This is a genomic window from Neisseria sp. P0004.S004, from assembly GCF_051963335.1.
Classification (GTDB): Bacteria; Pseudomonadota; Gammaproteobacteria; order Burkholderiales; family Neisseriaceae; genus Neisseria.
Genome location: NZ_JBQCUK010000001.1, coordinates 74,927 through 92,065, shown reverse-complemented (window position 1 = coordinate 92,065; position 17,139 = coordinate 74,927). Strand labels below are relative to the sequence as shown.

17 protein-coding genes and 2 tRNA genes are annotated in these 17,139 nt (G+C 48.7%); 12 read left to right on the top strand and 7 right to left on the bottom strand.

Annotation, left to right across the window (positions count from 1 at the left end):
* Positions 1 to 11: 11 nt before the first annotated feature.
* From ACTHRY_RS00410 to leuS, 3 genes are all read right to left on the bottom strand, one after another.
* Entirely contained in the window at positions 12 to 827 is an 816-nt protein-coding gene (locus ACTHRY_RS00410) for a site-specific DNA-methyltransferase (protein ID WP_049322589.1), read from the bottom strand.
* Positions 820 to 1,632, bottom strand: coding sequence for a Dam family site-specific DNA-(adenine-N6)-methyltransferase (locus ACTHRY_RS00405; RefSeq protein ID WP_049322588.1), 813 nt, complete (start codon positions 1,630 to 1,632; stop codon positions 820 to 822). The genes ACTHRY_RS00410 and ACTHRY_RS00405 overlap by 8 nt, the downstream gene beginning before the upstream one ends.
* 236 nt (positions 1,633 to 1,868) lie before the next feature.
* Positions 1,869 to 4,499, bottom strand: a complete 2,631-nt coding sequence (gene leuS / locus ACTHRY_RS00400) for a leucine--tRNA ligase (RefSeq protein WP_049322587.1) — start codon at positions 4,497 to 4,499, stop codon at positions 1,869 to 1,871.
* A 210-nt stretch (positions 4,500 to 4,709) separates the two neighbouring features.
* On the opposite strand from leuS, the gene dnaJ reads away from it, so the two are divergent.
* The 3 genes from dnaJ to ACTHRY_RS00385 all read left to right on the top strand — a co-directional run bounded on the left by dnaJ (position 4,710) and on the right by ACTHRY_RS00385 (position 7,398).
* Positions 4,710 to 5,861 carry a molecular chaperone DnaJ gene (dnaJ, locus tag ACTHRY_RS00395; RefSeq protein WP_049322586.1) on the top strand — a complete coding sequence of 384 codons (1,152 nt, stop codon included), beginning with the start codon at positions 4,710 to 4,712 and terminating at the stop codon, positions 5,859 to 5,861.
* Positions 5,862 to 6,158: 297 nt separating this feature from the next.
* Entirely contained in the window at positions 6,159 to 6,737 is a 579-nt protein-coding gene (locus tag ACTHRY_RS00390) for a TMEM165/GDT1 family protein (protein ID WP_049322585.1), read from the top strand.
* Between the two features lies 1 nt (position 6,738).
* Positions 6,739 to 7,398 carry a TIGR01621 family pseudouridine synthase gene (locus ACTHRY_RS00385; protein WP_049322584.1) on the top strand — a complete coding sequence of 220 codons (660 nt, stop codon included), beginning with the start codon at positions 6,739 to 6,741 and terminating at the stop codon, positions 7,396 to 7,398.
* Positions 7,399 to 7,462: 64 nt separating this feature from the next.
* Here ACTHRY_RS00385 and ACTHRY_RS00380 read toward each other — a convergent pair whose 3' ends face one another.
* Positions 7,463 to 8,389, bottom strand: a complete 927-nt coding sequence (locus ACTHRY_RS00380) for a LysR family transcriptional regulator (RefSeq protein WP_049322583.1) — start codon at positions 8,387 to 8,389, stop codon at positions 7,463 to 7,465.
* A gap of 175 nt (positions 8,390 to 8,564) precedes the next feature.
* Between ACTHRY_RS00380 and ACTHRY_RS00375 the strand changes: the two genes are divergently transcribed.
* The 6 genes from ACTHRY_RS00375 to ACTHRY_RS00350 all read left to right on the top strand — a co-directional run bounded on the left by ACTHRY_RS00375 (position 8,565) and on the right by ACTHRY_RS00350 (position 13,427).
* Positions 8,565 to 9,314 carry a Nif3-like dinuclear metal center hexameric protein gene (locus tag ACTHRY_RS00375; RefSeq protein ID WP_036493445.1) on the top strand — a complete coding sequence of 250 codons (750 nt, stop codon included), beginning with the start codon at positions 8,565 to 8,567 and terminating at the stop codon, positions 9,312 to 9,314.
* 123 nt (positions 9,315 to 9,437) lie between these two features.
* A complete protein-coding gene (gene petA / locus ACTHRY_RS00370; protein ID WP_003681863.1) occupies positions 9,438 to 10,019 on the top strand; it encodes a ubiquinol-cytochrome c reductase iron-sulfur subunit in 582 nt (193 codons plus the stop codon).
* An 18-nt stretch (positions 10,020 to 10,037) separates the two neighbouring features.
* Complete coding sequence (locus ACTHRY_RS00365; RefSeq protein WP_107857887.1) at positions 10,038 to 11,387, top strand: cytochrome b; 1,350 nt, start codon at positions 10,038 to 10,040, stop codon at positions 11,385 to 11,387.
* A 14-nt stretch (positions 11,388 to 11,401) separates the two neighbouring features.
* Positions 11,402 to 12,190: a cytochrome c1 gene (locus ACTHRY_RS00360; protein WP_180947878.1), complete on the top strand. Its 789-nt coding sequence runs from the start codon at positions 11,402 to 11,404 to the stop codon at positions 12,188 to 12,190.
* A 215-nt stretch (positions 12,191 to 12,405) separates the two neighbouring features.
* A complete protein-coding gene (locus ACTHRY_RS00355) occupies positions 12,406 to 13,011 on the top strand; it encodes a glutathione S-transferase N-terminal domain-containing protein (protein WP_039861850.1) in 606 nt (201 codons plus the stop codon).
* Between the two features lie 11 nt (positions 13,012 to 13,022).
* On the top strand, positions 13,023 to 13,427 hold the full coding sequence (locus ACTHRY_RS00350; protein WP_049335344.1) for a ClpXP protease specificity-enhancing factor: 405 nt from the start codon (positions 13,023 to 13,025) through the stop codon (positions 13,425 to 13,427).
* A gap of 139 nt (positions 13,428 to 13,566) precedes the next feature.
* Here ACTHRY_RS00350 and ACTHRY_RS00345 read toward each other — a convergent pair.
* The 3 genes from ACTHRY_RS00345 to ACTHRY_RS00335 form a co-directional block, all read right to left on the bottom strand.
* Positions 13,567 to 13,642, bottom strand: a tRNA-Ala gene (locus tag ACTHRY_RS00345).
* Positions 13,643 to 13,648: 6 nt separating this feature from the next.
* Positions 13,649 to 13,725 (bottom strand) — tRNA-Met (locus ACTHRY_RS00340).
* 106 nt (positions 13,726 to 13,831) lie between these two features.
* The gene (locus ACTHRY_RS00335; protein WP_440373945.1) at positions 13,832 to 14,983 is read right to left on the bottom strand and encodes a class I SAM-dependent methyltransferase; all 1,152 of its coding nucleotides are present in this window, start codon (positions 14,981 to 14,983) and stop codon (positions 13,832 to 13,834) included.
* A gap of 401 nt (positions 14,984 to 15,384) precedes the next feature.
* Here ACTHRY_RS00335 and mraZ point away from each other — a divergent pair, with 401 nt between their 5' ends.
* The 3 genes from mraZ (at position 15,385) to ftsL (ending at position 17,124) form a co-directional block, all read left to right on the top strand.
* Positions 15,385 to 15,840, top strand: coding sequence for a division/cell wall cluster transcriptional repressor MraZ (mraZ, locus tag ACTHRY_RS00330; protein ID WP_003748265.1), 456 nt, complete (start codon positions 15,385 to 15,387; stop codon positions 15,838 to 15,840).
* On the top strand, positions 15,837 to 16,799 hold the full coding sequence (rsmH, locus tag ACTHRY_RS00325) for a 16S rRNA (cytosine(1402)-N(4))-methyltransferase RsmH (RefSeq protein WP_049322579.1): 963 nt from the start codon (positions 15,837 to 15,839) through the stop codon (positions 16,797 to 16,799). The genes mraZ and rsmH overlap by 4 nt, the downstream gene beginning before the upstream one ends.
* A gap of 61 nt (positions 16,800 to 16,860) precedes the next feature.
* Positions 16,861 to 17,124: a cell division protein FtsL gene (ftsL, locus tag ACTHRY_RS00320; RefSeq protein WP_003681879.1), complete on the top strand. Its 264-nt coding sequence runs from the start codon at positions 16,861 to 16,863 to the stop codon at positions 17,122 to 17,124.
* Positions 17,125 to 17,139 lie beyond the last annotated feature (15 nt).

Below are 17,139 nucleotides of genomic sequence, written 5' to 3'. Positions count from 1 at the left end.
ATAAGATGGGGCTACAGCTTTTGTTGTAGCCTTTTCTTTGCCAATTCAAAAAAATCTTCTTCTAGTTCGCAACCACAAAATTTCCGACCATGTTTTAAGGCAGCAACGCCTGTCGTGCCGCTGCCCATGAAAGGGTCAAAAATTAAATCTCCGATGTTTGAAGCTGAGAGTATGCAGCGTTCAAGCAAGGGGAGTGGTTTTTGTGTCGGATGTTTGCCGAATGTTTTTTCGGCTTTATTGGGAGGAGGGAATGTCCAAACACATTTCATCTGTTTGCCATTATTTTGTGCTTTCATCATTTCATAATGAAACGTATGTTTGGCTTTTTTATTTTTCTTTGCCCATAAGATTGTTTCTGTCGAATGGGTAAAAAAACGGCAGGACAAATTAGGGGGAGGATTGGGTTTTTCCCAAGTAATATTGTTCAAAATATGGTATCCGATGGTTTGCATCAGGTAGCCGATTAAATAGACATTATGGAATGTGCCGCAAACCCAAATTGTGCCATTTGGTTTTAATAAGGCGTAACACAGTCGAAGCCATTCTTCGTAGAATTCCAAATCTGCCGCCATTCCTTTGGATTTATCCCAGTTACCCTTATTAACGGAAACCATTTGTCCACTTTGACAACTGAAGCCATCATTGGAAAGAAAGTAAGGCGGGTCTGCGAAAATCATATCAAAACAGCCGTTTGGATGTTTTTCCAATATCTTCCGCATGACGTTAAGGGAATTTTCGTTGTAGAGGACAAGGTCGTCTGAAACAAATTTTTTCAAACGACTTTGATAAATGGCAGCTTCTTCAGCCAGTTTGTCAAAATCACTCATAAATTGCCAATAATTCTCCGACTTTCTTACGACTGCTGCCTTTGGCGGCAATATTGCGCTGTACTTCAACCGTTTTTAGAATGGCAGAAGAATAAATATCTCTCGTAAATTCAGTATCATGATTTGAAATCAAAACGCCTTGAGAGTTAGGCGCAATTTGTTGGGCTGACTGGGCAAGACGGATTTGATCGTCTAAATTGAAACCTTCTTTGGCGTAAGTGGTAAATGAAGCGGTTGGGCTTAAAGGTGCATAAGGAGGATCACAATAAACAATATCTGTATTGTTTGTCAGAGATAGGATTGTTTGAAAATCTCCGCACATTAATTCAACTCTGTCAGATTTTTGAATGAAACCTTCCATTTCTTGTTGGGGAAAGTAAGGAGATTTGTAGCGTCCAAACGGCACATTGAATGCCCCTTTGCTGTTGTAACGGCATAAACCGTTAAAAGCATGGCGGTTCAAATAAATAAATAGCGCTGAACGTTCGTGTAGATCTTGGCTGAAGTTGAATTGTTCCCGCAATTCATAGAATCTTGAATCGCTATTGTTTTCAGAAGTAAAGAAAGAGCGGGCATAGTCTATGAATCCGAATTTTTCTTCTTTTAGGATACGGAATAAGCCGATTAAGTCAGCGTTAATATCATTGAGCAGATAATGTTCGAAATCCAATGCAAGAGATAAAGCGGCAGAACCGCAAAAGGGTTCAATCAGACGTTTTCGTGCAGGAGTAGGTAGATTGTGTTCGATAAAGGGGACAAGTTTATGTTTGCCACCAGCCCATTTTAGGAAGGGTTTTGAAGCCATTAGGATGCCAAGTACAAGCGTGGTTGATTGGCTTCGAATTGTGCCAAAACATCGTGAGGAATACAACGGATTTATGTTTTTGGGACGTGTGTAGAGTGATTCTAAATCCAATGGAATCTTTCCATACCAATGTGTTATTGGACTTATCAGCTTAATCTACCTTAAAAAGGCCGTCTGAAAACCTGTTTCCAAGTTTCAGACGGCCTTTATCTATGTGGCTAAACCTTAAAAGCGGTTTAGACGACGATATTCACCAAGCGTCCGGGAACGACGATGATTTTCTTCGCAGGCTTGCCTTCCATGAATTTCACTGCGCCTTCGTTGGCGAGGGCGGCGGCTTCGAGGTCGGCTTTGGAGGCGTCGGCGGCGACGGTGATTTTGCCGCGCAGTTTGCCGTTGACTTGAACCATCACTTCGATTTCGGATTTAACCAAAGCGGCTTCATCGACTGTCGGCCAGCCTGCTTCCCACAGTTTCGCGCTGTTCAATTCGCTCCACAGGGTTTCGCAGATGTGCGGCACGATGGGCCACAGCAGGCGTACGACGGCTTCCAATACTTCTTGGGCGACGGTTCGGCCTTGTTCGCCGCCGGTGTCGGTTTTGTCGTATTGGTTGAGCAGTTCCATCACGGCGGCGATGGCGGTGTTGAACTGCTGGCGGCGGCCGTAGTCGTCGCTGACTTTGGCGATGGTGGAATGCAGTTTGTGGCGCAGGTCTTTGAGTTCTTTAGACAAACCGTCTTGGCTGCCTGCAAACGCTTTGACCGCTTCGCCTTGTTTCAGGTATTCGTAAACGGTACGCCACAGACGACGCAGGAAGCGGTGCGCGCCTTCGACGCCGCTGTCGCTCCATTCGAGAGACTGTTCGGGCGGTGCGGCGAACATCATAAACAGGCGGGCGGTGTCCGCGCCGTAGGCATTAATCAGTTCTTGCGGATCGACGCCATTGTTTTTGGACTTGGACATTTTTTCCGTGCCGCTGATGACGACGGGCAGTCCGTCGGCTTTGAGGACGGCGGAAACGGGGCGGCCTTTGTCGTCGAAAGTCAGCTCGACATCGGCAGGGTTGATCCAGTCTTTGCCGCCTTTGTCGTTTTCACGGTAGTAGGTTTCGCAGACGACCATGCCTTGCGTGAGCAGGCGTTCAAACGGTTCGTCCACGCTGACCAAGCCTTCGTCGCGCATCAGTTTGGTGAAGAAGCGCGCGTATAAGAGGTGCAAAATCGCGTGTTCGATGCCGCCGATGTATTGGTCGACCGCGCCCCAGTATTTCGCGGCTTCAGTCGATACCATGCCTTCTGCGAACTTGGGCGACATGTAGCGGAAGAAATACCAGCTCGATTCCATGAAGGTGTCCATGGTGTCGGTTTCGCGTTTTGCCGCACCGCCACAGCATGGGCAGGTGGTTTCGTAAAACTCGGGCATTTTTGCTAGCGGCGAACCCATGCCGTCGGGTACGACGTTTTCAGGCAGGACGACGGGCAGTTGGTCGGCAGGGACGGGGACGTCGCCGCATTTTTCGCAATGGACGATGGGAATCGGGCAGCCCCAGTAGCGTTGGCGCGAAATACCCCAGTCGCGCAGGCGGTATTGGGTTTTCGGTTCGCCTGCGTTTTGGCTTTGCAGCTTGGCGGCGATGACGTCGAAGGCCGTCTGAAAATTCATGCCGTCCAAGTCGCCGCTGTTGACCAATACGCCGTTTTCTTTGTCGCCGTACCACTCTTGCCATTGGTTTGCGTCGAATGCGTTGTCACCGACGGCAATGACTTGTTTTTTCGGAAGATTGTATTTGGTGGCGAACTCAAAATCGCGTTCGTCGTGCGCCGGAACCGCCATCACCGCGCCGTCGCCGTAGCCCCACAATACATAGTTGGCAATCCACACTTCCAGCTTGTCGCCGTTGAGCGGGTTGACGACGTAGCGGCCGGTCGGCACGCCTTTTTTCTCCATCGTCGCCATATCGGCTTCGGCAACCGAGCCGGCTTTGCATTCGGCGATAAACTCTTGCAATTCGGGTTTGTCGGCGGCTGCGGCGGTTGCCAGCGGATGCTCGGCGGCAACGGCAACATAAGTCGCGCCCATCAGCGTGTCGGGACGGGTGGTATAAACTTGCAGGAATTTCGCGTAATCGCCTTCCAAGCCTTGTTTGCTGTCGTCTGAAACGGCGAAGCGCACGGTCATACCGCGTGATTTACCGATCCAGTTGCGCTGCATGGTTTTAACTTGTTCCGGCCAGTGTTCCAGCTTGTCCAAATCGTTGAGCAGCTCTTCGGCGTAATCCGTGATTTTGAAGTAATACATCGGGATTTCGCGTTTTTCGATCAACGCACCCGAACGCCAGCCGCGCCCATCGATGACTTGCTCGTTGGCAAGGACGGTTTGGTCGACCGGGTCCCAGTTTACCGTGCCGTTTTTGCGATAGACGATGCCTTTTTCAAACAGCTTGGTAAACAGCCATTGTTCCCAGCGGTAGTATTCGGGTTTGCAGGTGGCGACTTCGCGTTCCCAGTCAATCGCAAAACCCAGGCTTTTGAGCTGGGTTTTCATGTATTCGATGTTGTCGTACGTCCATGCGGCAGGGGCGACATTGTTTTTCATCGCCGCGTTTTCCGCCGGCATGCCGAACGCGTCCCAACCCATAGGCTGCATGACGTTGAAGCCGTTTAAGCGTTTGAAGCGGCTCAATACGTCGCCGATGGTGTAGTTGCGCACATGCCCCATGTGCAGCTTGCCGCTGGGGTAGGGGAACATGGAGAGGCAGTAGTATTTGGGTTTGGAAGCGTCTTCGGAGACGTTGAAAATACGCTCGTCGTCCCATTTTTTCTGCGCCGCAGGCTCGATGGCGGCGGGTTGGTAATGTTCTTGCATGGTCATTCTGTTTTTCGCTTGAAAACGTTGGAAAAAATAAAGATGGGATTATAGCAGGTTGTCGGGCCTGTCGGTTTGACAAAGGCCGTCTGAATGTTTGGATGTCGGAAAAGCACAATTTCAGACGGCCTTGAAAATACTGACTTGAGTTTTTGATACTCGCCCACATATCCCACCCAGTTTGAATTCATTCTTAACACTATCAAAATTATGAGCAATAAAGATTTTTACGAAACACTTGGTGTTGCCCGCAGCGCTAGCGACGATGAAATCAAAAAAGCCTACCGCAAGCTGGCAATGAAATACCATCCCGACCGCAACCCTGACAACAAAGAAGCGGAAGAAAAATTTAAAGAAGTCCAAAAAGCTTACGATACCTTGTCAGACAAGGAAAAACGCGCCATGTACGACCAATACGGCCATGCCGCGTTTGAGCAGGGCATGGGCGGCGGCGCGGGCGGATTCGGCGGTTTTGGCGGGTTCGGCGGCGCGCAAGGCTTCGATTTTTCCGATATTTTCAGCCAAATGTTCGGCGGCGGTGCCGGCGGCCGCCAGCCGGATTACAGCGGCGCGGACTTGCAGGTCGGCATAGAAATTTCGCTTGAAGAAGCCGCCAAAGGCGTGAAAAAACGCATCAACATTCCGACTTACGAAGAATGTGATGTCTGCCACGGCTCAGGTGCCAAACCGGGTACATCCGCATCGACTTGTTCTACCTGTCACGGCTCAGGTACGGTACACGTCCGCCAAGCCATTTTCCAAATGCAGCAGACTTGTCCGACTTGTCACGGTACAGGCAAAGAAATCAAAGATCCTTGCGTCAAATGCCGTGGCGAAGGCCGCACCAAAACCAGCAAAACGGTTGAAGTCAACATTCCGGCAGGCATCGACGATGGTCAACGCATCCGCTTGAGCGGCGAGGGCGAGCCGGGTCAACACGGCGCGCCGGCAGGCGATTTGTACGTCAATGTCCGCGTGAGACAGCACAAAATCTTCGAGCGCAACGGCTTGGACTTGCATTGCGAATTACCGATCAGCTTTGCTATTGCCGCATTGGGTGGTGAAGTCGAAGTGCCGACTTTGGACGGCAAAGTCAAACTGCACATTCCGAAAGAAACGCAAACCGGCCGCCGTATGCGCGTGAAAGGCAAAGGCATCAAGTCTCTGCGTTCCAGCTCGACCGGCGATTTGTACTGCCACATTTTGGTTGAAACTCCGGTTAACCTGACCGACCGTCAGAAAGAGTTGCTGGAAGAATTTGAAAAAATCTCCTCCGGTCTCAATCTCAGCCAAACTCCGCGCAAGAAATCGTTTTGGGAAAAAGTAGGCGAAAAAGTAGGCGATTTGTTCTCCGATAATTAATCGTTGTGAAAAAGGCCGTCTGAAACCTGCTTGAATGAGGTTTCAGACGGCCTTTTGTTTTTCTTTTTGTTGCTTCAAGCCATGGTTTGCCTTACAATTCGCGCTTCACTCTTACGGGAGTAGCCATTCGGCGCAATGCCGAAACCGTTGTCAACATAATCGGCTTGTGCGGCCGTGGCAGCGGTATCTTCTCTGCTTTATCGGAAGACAGGCAAGACGTAAGCGTTGTCCATACCCTTGCGGGCGGTATGCACAGCGCTTTTTGTTTGCCCGCTTTTCGGTTGAGTATCTTAAATCATGGAAGCTTTTTTCTCTTCGACGCTGGGCGTTGCCATTGCCGAAATCGGCGATAAAACGCAATTGCTCGCGCTCTTTTTGGTAGCACGTTTTGCCCACAAAAACGCGATTGTTGCCGGTATCTTTGTTGCAACCCTATTGAACCATCTCATTTCAGCCGCACTCGGTGTCTGGCTGGCATCCGCTATTTCGCCCGAAGTCATGAAATGGGTGGTCGGCGGCAGCTTTATTGCGGTCGGTTTATGGCTGCTGCTGCCGGATAAAGATGAAGATCCTGACAGCAAGTGGCTGAAATACGGCGCATTTACGGCGACGGTCGTCCTGTTTTTCTTGGCGGAAATCGGCGACAAAACGCAGATTGCAACGGTTCTTTTGGCGGCAAAATACCAATCTATCCTGCTCGTCGTGGTCGGCAGTATTGCCGGTTTGATGATTGCTTCTGTGCCTGCCGTGTATTTGGGCGAAATGCTGATGCGCAAAATTCCGGCCAAAGCAGTGCGCATTGCCGCATGTATTTTGTTCTGCCTGCTGGGTATTTTGACCCTGCTTGGCGACGGTATCGTGTTGAAGGCCGTCTGAAATGTGGGACATTGTTTTTGAACACAAAGACTTTGTAGTCATCAATAAGCCTTGCGGGGTATCGGTGCACAGCGAATCGGAAGGGGACGTTTGCCTGACCGCATCGCTGGCGCAGCAGCTTGGCGTTGAACGCGTGTGGCTGGTTCACCGTTTGGATAAAGCCACCAGCGGCCTGTTGCTGTTTGCGCTCAACCGCGACAGCGCGGCCGCTTTGTCGGCACAGTTTGCCGAAAAAACCATGCGTAAAACTTATTTGGCACTCGGTACGCACAAGCCGGCGAAAAAGCAGGGTTGGGTGAAAGGAGGTATGGCGCGTTCGCGGCGCGGTACATGGAAGCTGACGCGTGATGAGGATAATTTTGCCGTTACCCGTTTCAGCAGCCAAAGCCTGAAGCCCGGTTTGCGCCTGTTTGTGTTGCAACCGTTTACCGGCAAAACCCATCAGCTGCGCGTGGCCATGAAAAGCATAGGCAGTCCGATTTTGGGCGATACGCTGTATGGCGGCGATGAGGCGGAACATCTGTTTCTACACGCTTGGCGTTTGGTTTTCGACTATCGCGGCGAGCATTTCGATATTCGGGTCGCGCCCGATAAAACATGGCCGTCTGAAATCGATTTGTCGGCGTGTTTGGGTTCGGATGAATCCGAAGAGAAGCAGTGAAATTTTTGTATATATTAAAAAAGGCCGTCTGAAAATTGTAGACGGCCTTTTGATTGTTTCAAGTTTACATTTCCAATTCGCTCAAGCCCGGCAAATCGGCAAAACAGCGGTCATGCGTGATTTGGCAGAAGTTGTCCAGATAGCCTTTGTTGGCGTCTTCCGTGCGAATGGCGGCATAAAGTTTGCTTTGCAGGCCGTCTGAAGTGATTTTTCGATGAACGACGTAGCCTTTTTCCAAATACGGCATGACCGTCCAGTAGGGCAGGGCGGCGATGCCGCGTTTGCTGGCAACCAATTGAATAATAGCAATGGTCAGCTCGCTGTGGCGGCGCGGCGGATTAATGCCTTTGGGCAGCAGCACTTTTTTAGGCAAATCCAGCATTTCATCGGGGACGGGATAAGTAATCAGGGTTTCGTCGATAAAGTCTTCCGCTTCCCAAACGTTTTTGTCGGCAAGCGGGTGGTCTTCTGCGCAGATGCCGACCATTTCATAGGCAAACAGAGGGCGGTAGCTGATGCCGTTGAGCGGCTCGGCTTCGGAAACGATGGCAAGGTCGGCGCGGTGTTGCAGCAGCAGCCCGACCGGATCGGCTTGGAAACCGGAAACGATGTCCAATTCAACTTGCGGCCATAAGGGGCGGAACTCGCCCATGGCAGGCATCAGCCAGTCAAAGCAGGTGTGGCATTCGACGGCAAGTCTGAGTTCGCCGGCTTCGCCTTCGATAATCCGCACCAAATCACGTTCGGCGGCGGCAACCTGCGGCAACAACTCGCGTGCCAGTTGCAACAGGCGCATACCGGCCGGGGTGAAACGCAAAGGCGTGGATTTGCGTTCAAACAACGGCGTTTCGTAATAATTTTCCAAGGCGCGGATTTGGTGCGACAGGGCGGATTGGGTCAGGAAAACCCGTTTGGCGGCAAGGGAAACGCTGCCGGTTTCTTCTAAAGCCAGCAAGGTTTTGAGATGACGCAATTCGATAATAGAGTCCATGTGTTTTCAGACGGCCTGTGGGTAAGGTGGCGTATATTAAAATAATTCATGATGATGTGCAAATGATTAATGTTGGGAATGATTGCTGAAATCGGAATGTAAGAATTTGAGGCATAAACAGATTTTGCGGTTAGAATGCGAAGCTGTTTTTGAAGATAGATATAAGGAGCGGAATATGGCTTTACGCCGCGAAATTCTGGCTTGGTGCGATGAGACTTTGCAGGTCGGGCTGTTTAAGGACTATGCGCCCAACGGTTTGCAGGTTGAAGGCAAAGAAGAAATTGCCAAAATCGCCACTTCGGTTACCGCCAGCAAAGCGGCAATTGATTTTGCCGTAGAGCAGGGGGCGGATCTGCTTTTGGTTCACCACGGTATGTTTTGGAAAAGCGAGCCTGTCACGATTACCGGTTGGAAAAAAGCACGCATTGAAACCTTGCTGCAACACCAAATCAATATGGCGGGCTACCACCTGCCGCTGGACGCGCACCCACAATTAGGCAATAACGCGCAGTTGGCCGAGAAACTCGATTGGGTGCTAGAAAAACAATTCGGCGAGCAAAACCTGTTGAATACAGGCCGTCTGAAAACCACGCAAACATTGGCGCAGTTGTCTGAACGCATTGAGGCGGTATTTGACCGCAAGCCGACCGTTATCGGCGATCTTGAACGCGAAATCAAACGCATTGCCTGGTGCAGTGGCGGTGCGCAGGGATTTTTTCAGACGGCCGCAGACGAAGGTGTTGATGCGTATCTGACCGGTGAGATTTCCGAAGCGCAATATCATCTTGCCAATGAAACGGGTGTGGCATTTATCAGCGCCGGACATCATGCAACAGAACGTTACGGCGTCCGCACCTTAGGCGATGCCGTGGCAGAAAAATTTGGTATCGAAGTGGTTCACTTTGATGAAAACAACCCTGCCTGAGTATTGAGCAATATCATAAAAACTTTACCTTATTTTAAATAATGCTTTGAGTATTACAACAAACTAGGTAGAATTACGCTGTTTAATGGCTCGGTATTCCCAAAATTTTAGGACGACTGAATAATGGATAATCAAGAAATCAACAACGGTCGCCGCCGTTTTCTGACACTGGCTACTTGCGGTGCAGGCGGTGTGGCGGCTCTGGGCGTAGCTACGCCCTTCGTGGCCAGCTTCTTTCCATCGGAGAAAGCTAAGGCTGCCGGTGCTGCTGTCGAAGTAGATGTCAGCAAAATCGAAGCAGGCCAAATGCTGACTGCCGAATGGCAGGGCAAACCAATTTGGCTGGTCAACCGTACAGATCAACAGCTCAAAGACTTGAAAAGTTTGGATGGCGCAGTTACAGATCCTAATTCCGAAGTGGATCATCAGCCCGAAAACTGTAAAAACGAGACCCGTTCGATCAAGCCGAACCTCCTCGTCGCTATCGGTATCTGTACCCACCTGGGTTGCTCTCCGACTTACCGTCCCGACGTTGCCCCTGCGGATTTGGGCGCAGACTGGAAAGGCGGCTTCTTCTGCCCTTGCCACGGTTCGAAATTCGACATGGCAGGCCGCGTATACAAAGGTGTTCCTGCACCGACCAACTTGGTTGTACCGCCTTACAAATATCTGAGCGATACAACTGTTTTGGTGGGCGAAGACTAAAAATAAGGAACGATAATTATGGCAAACCAAACCAATAGCAAAGCAAAAGCATTGTTAGGCTGGATGGACGCTCGCTTCCCTCTGTCTAAAATGTGGAATGAGCATTTGGCTCAATACTATGCGCCGAAGAACTTCAACTTCTGGTACTACTTCGGCTCTTTGGCCCTGCTTGTCCTTGTGATTCAAATCGTCAGCGGTATTTTCCTGACCATGAACTACAAACCGGACGGCAACCTGAACGCCTACCATCTGCCTGCTGCCTTTACCGCAGTAGAGTACATCATGCGCGACGTGTCTGGTGGCTGGATTATCCGCTATATGCACTCCACCGGCGCATCTTTCTTCTTCATCGTCGTTTATCTGCACATGTTCCGCGGTCTGATTTATGGTTCGTACAAAAAACCTCGTGAATTGGTGTGGATTTTCGGTTCCCTGATTTTCTTGGCATTGATGGCAGAAGCCTTTATGGGTTACCTGTTGCCTTGGGGTCAAATGTCCTTCTGGGGTGCGCAGGTAATTATTAACCTGTTCTCCGCCATCCCTGTTATCGGTCCTGATTTGTCCACTTGGATTCGTGGTGACTTCAACGTTTCCGACGTTACTCTGAACCGCTTCTTCGCCCTGCACGTTATCGCCGTACCGCTGGTGTTGCTCGGCTTGGTTGTGGCTCACATCATCGCCCTGCACGAAGTGGGTTCTAACAACCCTGACGGCGTTGAAATCAAGAAAAACAAAGACGAAAACGGTATTCCACGCGATGGTATTCCATTCCATCCTTACTACACCGTTAAAGACATCTTGGGTGTCGTTGTATTCCTGATTGTCTTCTGTTCTGTGTTGTTCTTTGCACCTGAAGGCGGCGGCTACTTCCTCGAAGCGCCAAACTTCGATGCAGCGAATGCGCTGAAAACACCTCCGCACATTGCGCCGGTATGGTACTTCACTCCGTTCTACGCAATTTTGCGTGCGATTCCTTCCTTTGCCGGTACTCAGGTATGGGGTGTAATCGGTATGGGTGCAGCAGTTGTACTGATCGCCTTGTTGCCTTGGTTGGATAAAGGCGAGGTTAAATCTGTCCGCTATCGCGGCCCAATCTTCAAAACTGCGTTGGTTCTGTTCATCATTGCCTTCATCGGTTTGGGTATTTTGGGTGCAATGGTAGCAACTGATACTCGTACTTTGGTTGCACGTATCCTGTCTTTCGTCTACTTTGCATTCTTCCTGGGTATGCCGTTCTATACCAAACTGGATGCCAACAAACCAGTTCCTGAACGCGTAACCATGAGCACTACTAAACAAAAAATTATGTTCTTTGTTTACGTCGGTATTACCGTTGTCGGTGCTTACTTGTTTGCAACCAATATCTGATGAGGGCAGCGAAAATGAAACAAACTCTGAAAAACTGGTTTGCTGCCTTATTGCTGGCAGTGCCTATGAGTGCAGCCGTCGCCAGCGGCGGCCATGCAAACTACGAAAAAGTCGATATCGACCTGCGTGACCAAGTCAGCCTGCAGCACGGTGCGCAAATTTTTACAAACTACTGTTTGTCTTGCCACTCTGCAAGCGGTATGCGCTTCAACCGTCTGAAAGACATCGGTTTGACTGAAGATGAAATCAAGAAAAACCTGATGTTTACAACAGACAACGTTGGTGATGTCATGGTAGCGGCAATGGATCCGAAAGATGCCTCCAAATGGTTGGGTGCGCCTCCGCCAGATTTGACCCTGATTGCCCGTTCTAAAGGTGCAGACTACCTGTACGCTTATATGCGCGGTTTCTATAAAGACCCAACTCGTCCGAACGGTTGGAACAATACCGTTTTGGCCGGCGCAAGTATGCCTCACCCATTGTGGGAGCAACAAGGTGTTCAAGCCGTTGAGTTGGATGCCAAAGGTCAGCCCGTTATGATTAAAGACGAGCATGGCAACCTGACTCCTAAACTGTATTGGGAATCTACCGGTCTGCACAGCCGTCGTCTGCCTAACGGTAAAGTAATCCAAAAAGAGTATGATGCTTATGTGCGCGATTTGGTAAACTACCTGGTATACATGGGTGAGCCTGCTCAATTGCAACGCCACCGTATCGGTTACATGGTTTTGACATTCCTGTTTGCCGTAATGTTGCCGTTGGCGTACTTCCTGAAAAAAGAATTCTGGAAAGACGTTCATTAATTCTTTTGAATCAAAAAAGGCAAACCTGTTTCAGGTTTGCCTTTTTTGTTTGCTTAATCAATTTATGTCGAATTAATGCAAATCTAAAAATTACTTAATGTAAACAGTGTGTTATTTTAAATTTATGGATTAAGTATTTGAAATTATGTATAATTCTTTCTGAATTTTTATAAGGCTTAAGGCCGTCTGAAAAGATTGATCAGGAGTAGAAGATTATGATGACTTTGTATTCAGGTATTACTTGTCCATTCAGCCAACGCTGCCGTTTTGTGCTGTACGAAAAAGGCATGGATTTTGAAATCAAAGATGTGGACGTGTTCAATAAACCTGAAGACTTGGCTTTGATGAATCCGTATAACCAAGTACCGGTTCTAGTTGAGCGTGATTTGATTTTGCACGAATCAAACATTATCAACGAATACATTGACGAGCGTTTCCCTCATCCTCAGTTGATGCCGGGCGATCCTGTTATGCGCGGTCGCGGCCGTTTGGTACTGTACCGTATGGAAAAAGAATTGTTCAGCTTGGTGCAAGTGTTGGAAAACCCTGAATCTACCAATAAAGAACAAGCCAAAGCGCGTGAAGCCATTGGCAATGGTTTGACACTGTTGGCACCGTCTTTTACTAAAAACAAATACATCTTGGGCGATGACTTCTCCATGATTGATGTTGCCTTATCTCCACTGTTGTGGCGTTTGGACTATTACGACATCAAACTGGGTAAATCTGCTGCGCCTTTGCTGAAGTACGCCGAGCGTATTTTCCAACGCGAAGCCTTTATTGAAGCATTGACACCGGCTGAAAAAGCCATGCGCCGTTAAAGGACGGATCTATGGCAACTTCAACCAAACCGTATTTGTTGCGTGCTTTGTATGAATGGTGTTTGGATAATAACCAAACACCGCATATCGTGGCTTGGGTAAATGAACATACCCGTGTGCCGATGCAGTATGTACGCGACAATGAGATTGTTTTAAATATTGGCCCTACTGCCAGCCATAACTTGAATATCGACAACGAGTGGGTCAATTTTTCTGCACGCTTTTCCGGCGTAGCGCACGAGATTTGGATTCCGGTCGGTCATATTGTCAGTATATTTGGCCGCGAAAGTGGAGAGGGTATGGGGTTTGAGGTAGAACCATATCAGCCTGCTTCTATCGAAGCTGCAGTGGCCGAAGATAAAAAAGCTGAATCTGCGGAAGAAAAACCGAAAAAAGTATTGAAGCTTGTGAAGTAATTAAAGATAAAAGGCCGTCTGAAATGTTTCAGACGGCCTTTATTGATTGGGTATTGAAATGGCAAAATTAATGAGCAATCAGTTATTAATTAAGCCAAACAAAAAAGCTCTTGCGTTTAACAAGAGCTTTTTTGTTTAGTGGTGGAGGTAAGCGGGATCGAACCGCTGACCTCTTGCATGCCATGCAAGCGCTCTACCAACTGAGCTATACCCCCGAAATTTGGTGGCGAATCAGGGACTCGAACCCCGGACACAAGGATTATGATTCCTCTGCTCTAACCGACTGAGCTAATTCGCCGTTTCGTGAAGTCGCTATTATAGTTTTTTTTGAATATTTGGCAAGCGCTAATTTTGGTTTTTTTTATTTCTTATTGTTTTTAAAAAATAAAAAGTAGGTTGTCAGGCTATAGCTTATGGCAAATATCGCCGTGGCTAAAGCCTGCCCAGTCGATATCGATGTTTTTGCCAAAAGCGATCACTTTAAAAAGTTCGCCCATTTCATGCTGATGTATCAGTTTCTGTACTGCGGCGGCTGCTTGGATGTATTCAACTGAATCTGGGCTGCCGATTTGTGCCAGCAAATCGGTGATGCCGAGATTGAGCAGGAAATAAGATTGGGGCAGGTAGCCGATTAAGTCCAAACCTGATTCTATGCCGGCGCGTGCAATATCGGTGAAATTGACATGTGCAGTCAGATCGGTCAGGCCGATGTTGAAAAATGGGTCGTGGATGGTGTGGTGGCGATAGTGGCCGATAAATGTGCCTTCTTTGCGTTGCGGATGGTAATACTGGGCGGCATCGAAGCCGTAATCGATAAATATCATGCCGCCGCGCTGCAATTTGGCGGCCAGGGTTTGGATAAAGGCATATTGTGCCGGATGCAGCTCGCTTGTGTATGAAGGGAGGGGAGGGAAATACAAGGCGGCTGTTTGTATCAGTTCTGCTTGGGCCAATGGTCTGATGGCTTCGATTAGCTTGTTATTTTCTAAGCTGACGCCGATTTGTTGAAACCCTTCATCTTGATAAATCAAGCGTTCGACCGGCATGGCATCCAATACTTCGTTGCCGATGATGATGCCGTCAAAGTATTCGGGTAATGCGGTGAGGTGGATGACTTTTGCGGCTGCTTCGGGAGATGTGTGCTCAAGAATATGTTGACGTTGTCTTTCTGCAAGCTCTGCCGACAGCTCAATAATGTAGTAATGATTTAGGCCGTCTGAAAGATTTTGTAACAAAGTAGCGGCAAGATGGCCTGTGCCTGCACCAAATTCGTAGATATTGCCTGCTGTTTGCGGCAGTAATTCGGCAAGTTGTTTGGCAAGGGTTTGTCCGAATAGGGGGGAGAGGGTGGGAGCAGTGATGAAGTCGCCGTCCGTGCCGATTTTATGGCTGCCTCCGCTGTAATAGCCGTATTGGGGTGTGTAAAGGGCAAGCTCCATAAATCGGGAGAAAGGTATCCAGTTTCGATGTTGTTCAATTTCGTTTTTGATGAGCTTAGTCAGGTGTGCTGAAGAGGCTTGTGCGTCAGGGGAGGGGAGGGGGAGTTGTGGCTTCATGACTGTTAGATAATGTAAAAAATTTGAATTTGTTTGTATATTATAGCTGCTTACGGAATGGGTGGTAATTGAGTATAAAAATACTATATGTAGTATTTTTATAATATAAGTCATACTATATCTAGTATTTTATGCTAAACGAAATGCTTAGAAAATCCATATGTCATTCATTATTGCGTATATAAACTATTGAATTTTAAGCATTTAGTGTTTCATTTCAGATAAGAAACGGATTTGACCTGATTGCCAAAATTTCTTATAGTGTCGGTTAGTGGGGCATAGTGGGTGAAAGTGGTTACTTTTTCCTGAAAAGTGTCCTGTTGAAGCGAAAACGAAATATTTTAGGAAGGTGGGATTTTTAATCTCACTCTGTTTTATTTTAATCGAATTTGGGGTGTGATGTGTTTGGCGGTGCTCATGAATTGAGTATGGACAGTAAAGGGCGGTTGGCGATTCCTGCCAAATTCCGCGATATTTTGCTGCGCCGTTATACGCCTGCAATTGTGGTCACGCTGGATTCCCGAAAAAAATTATTGATGTACCCGGAGCCCGTTTGGGAGGAAAAAGCCGAGCAGATTCTAAAGTTGAAAGTAGCCGGCAATGAATCTTTGCAACGGTATCAAAATCTGCTGCTGCACAATGCGGAGATTTTGGAGTGGGACAGCGCCGGACGTGTTTTGATCCCGGCTAATCTGCGCAAACGTGTGGATTTTGAAAAAGAAGTTACTTTGGTTGGCCGTGCAAACCGTATGGAGTTGTGGGGCCGCGAACATTGGGAAGAGGAAATGAATCAGGCTTTGGATATCGATCCTGACGAATTGGCTTTCCAATTGAGTCAAACGGATTTGCAATTGTGAGTAAAGTTGAAAATTATCAGCATGTTACTGTCTTGTTGTATGAGGCGGTGGATGCGTTGGCAATCCGTGAAGACGGGATTTATGTGGACGGTACGTTCGGCAGGGGAGGGCATTCCCGGCTGATTTTGTCGCGTTTGGGCGAGCAGGGGCGTTTGGTTGTTTTTGATAAAGACCCCGAGGCGATTGCGGTAGCCAATGAGCTGGCGGCGCAAGATAAGCGTGTCAGTGTCGTACACAATGGTTTTGAAACATTTCAGACGGCCTTGGATGAATTGGGCATCGATAAGATTGACGGTGCGCTTTTTGATTTGGGGATTTCGTCGCCGCAAATTGACGATGGCAGCCGCGGATTCAGTTTCCGCTTTGATGCGCCATTGGATATGCGGATGGATCCGACCCGCGGGATGTCTGCGGCGGAATGGATTGCAACCGCATCTGAACAGGATTTACACGAGGTTATTAAGAATTATGGTGAAGAGCGGTTTAGTCGCCAGATTGCGCGCGCCATTGTTGCGCAACGGGAGGAAAGTCCCATCGATACAACCCGCAAGCTGGCGCAGCTTGTGGCGCAAAACGTCCGTACTCGCGAGCGCGGACAAGACCCTGCAACGCGCACCTTCCAAGCAGTTCGCATCTTTATTAACCGCGAGCTCGAAGAGGTAGAGGCAGTTTTGCCGCAGGTTGCAGGCCGTCTGAAAGAGGGTGGACGCTTGGCTGTCATTGCGTTCCATTCTTTGGAAGACAGAATTGTGAAGCAGTTTATTAAAAAATATTCGCAACATGCGCCTTTGCCCCGTTGGGCAGTGGTCAAGGAAGCGGATTTGCCTCAGCCGCCTTTGAAGGCTGTGGGCAAAGCAATCAAACCGGGTTCGGCAGAGACTGAAGCCAATCCGCGTGCGCGCAGTGCGGTTTTGCGGGTGGCGGAGCGCAGCAGCGGCGAATTTTCGGTTGTTGACTAGGGAAGCGTTTCGGCATTGTCGCAAGGGATGTTTCTGTTGACAGGCCATCTGAAAGTTTGAAATGGGTAAGTTGAATATTTTATTACTGGTTTTGGTGACGGTTTCGGCCTTTGCCGTAGTGTTTAAGCAAAACCAGTCGCGCTTGCACTTTATCGAGTTGGATAAGGCGCAAAAACGGGAAATTCAGTTGGAACAGGATTACGCGCGCTTGAAGCTGGAGCAGGCAAGATTGGCCAACCACAAACTGATTAAAGTGGCGGCCGAAAAGCAACATCTGCTTCCGCCGGGTGCGCATAATACGGCTATGCTGGAACGCAAAAAATAAGAATATAGCCTTGTT

Coding starts and splice junctions, on each gene's coding strand:
- ACTHRY_RS00335 (WP_440373945.1), bottom strand. CDS start 14,983: ATGAAGCCACAACTCCCCCTCCCCTCCCCTGACGCACAAGCCTCTTCA.
- ACTHRY_RS00385 (WP_049322584.1), top strand. CDS start 6,739: ATGTGGGACATTGTTTTTGAACACAAAGACTTTGTAGTCATCAATAAG.
- ACTHRY_RS00355 (WP_039861850.1), top strand. CDS start 12,406: ATGATGACTTTGTATTCAGGTATTACTTGTCCATTCAGCCAACGCTGC.
- ftsL (WP_003681879.1), top strand. CDS start 16,861: ATGGGTAAGTTGAATATTTTATTACTGGTTTTGGTGACGGTTTCGGCC.
- ACTHRY_RS00390 (WP_049322585.1), top strand. CDS start 6,159: ATGGAAGCTTTTTTCTCTTCGACGCTGGGCGTTGCCATTGCCGAAATC.
- ACTHRY_RS00350 (WP_049335344.1), top strand. CDS start 13,023: ATGGCAACTTCAACCAAACCGTATTTGTTGCGTGCTTTGTATGAATGG.
- ACTHRY_RS00410 (WP_049322589.1), bottom strand. CDS start 827: ATGAGTGATTTTGACAAACTGGCTGAAGAAGCTGCCATTTATCAAAGT.
- ACTHRY_RS00380 (WP_049322583.1), bottom strand. CDS start 8,389: ATGGACTCTATTATCGAATTGCGTCATCTCAAAACCTTGCTGGCTTTA.
- ACTHRY_RS00360 (WP_180947878.1), top strand. CDS start 11,402: ATGAAACAAACTCTGAAAAACTGGTTTGCTGCCTTATTGCTGGCAGTG.
- leuS (WP_049322587.1), bottom strand. CDS start 4,499: ATGCAAGAACATTACCAACCCGCCGCCATCGAGCCTGCGGCGCAGAAA.
- ACTHRY_RS00365 (WP_107857887.1), top strand. CDS start 10,038: ATGGCAAACCAAACCAATAGCAAAGCAAAAGCATTGTTAGGCTGGATG.
- dnaJ (WP_049322586.1), top strand. CDS start 4,710: ATGAGCAATAAAGATTTTTACGAAACACTTGGTGTTGCCCGCAGCGCT.
- petA (WP_003681863.1), top strand. CDS start 9,438: ATGGATAATCAAGAAATCAACAACGGTCGCCGCCGTTTTCTGACACTG.
- ACTHRY_RS00375 (WP_036493445.1), top strand. CDS start 8,565: ATGGCTTTACGCCGCGAAATTCTGGCTTGGTGCGATGAGACTTTGCAG.
- ACTHRY_RS00405 (WP_049322588.1), bottom strand. CDS start 1,632: ATGGCTTCAAAACCCTTCCTAAAATGGGCTGGTGGCAAACATAAACTT.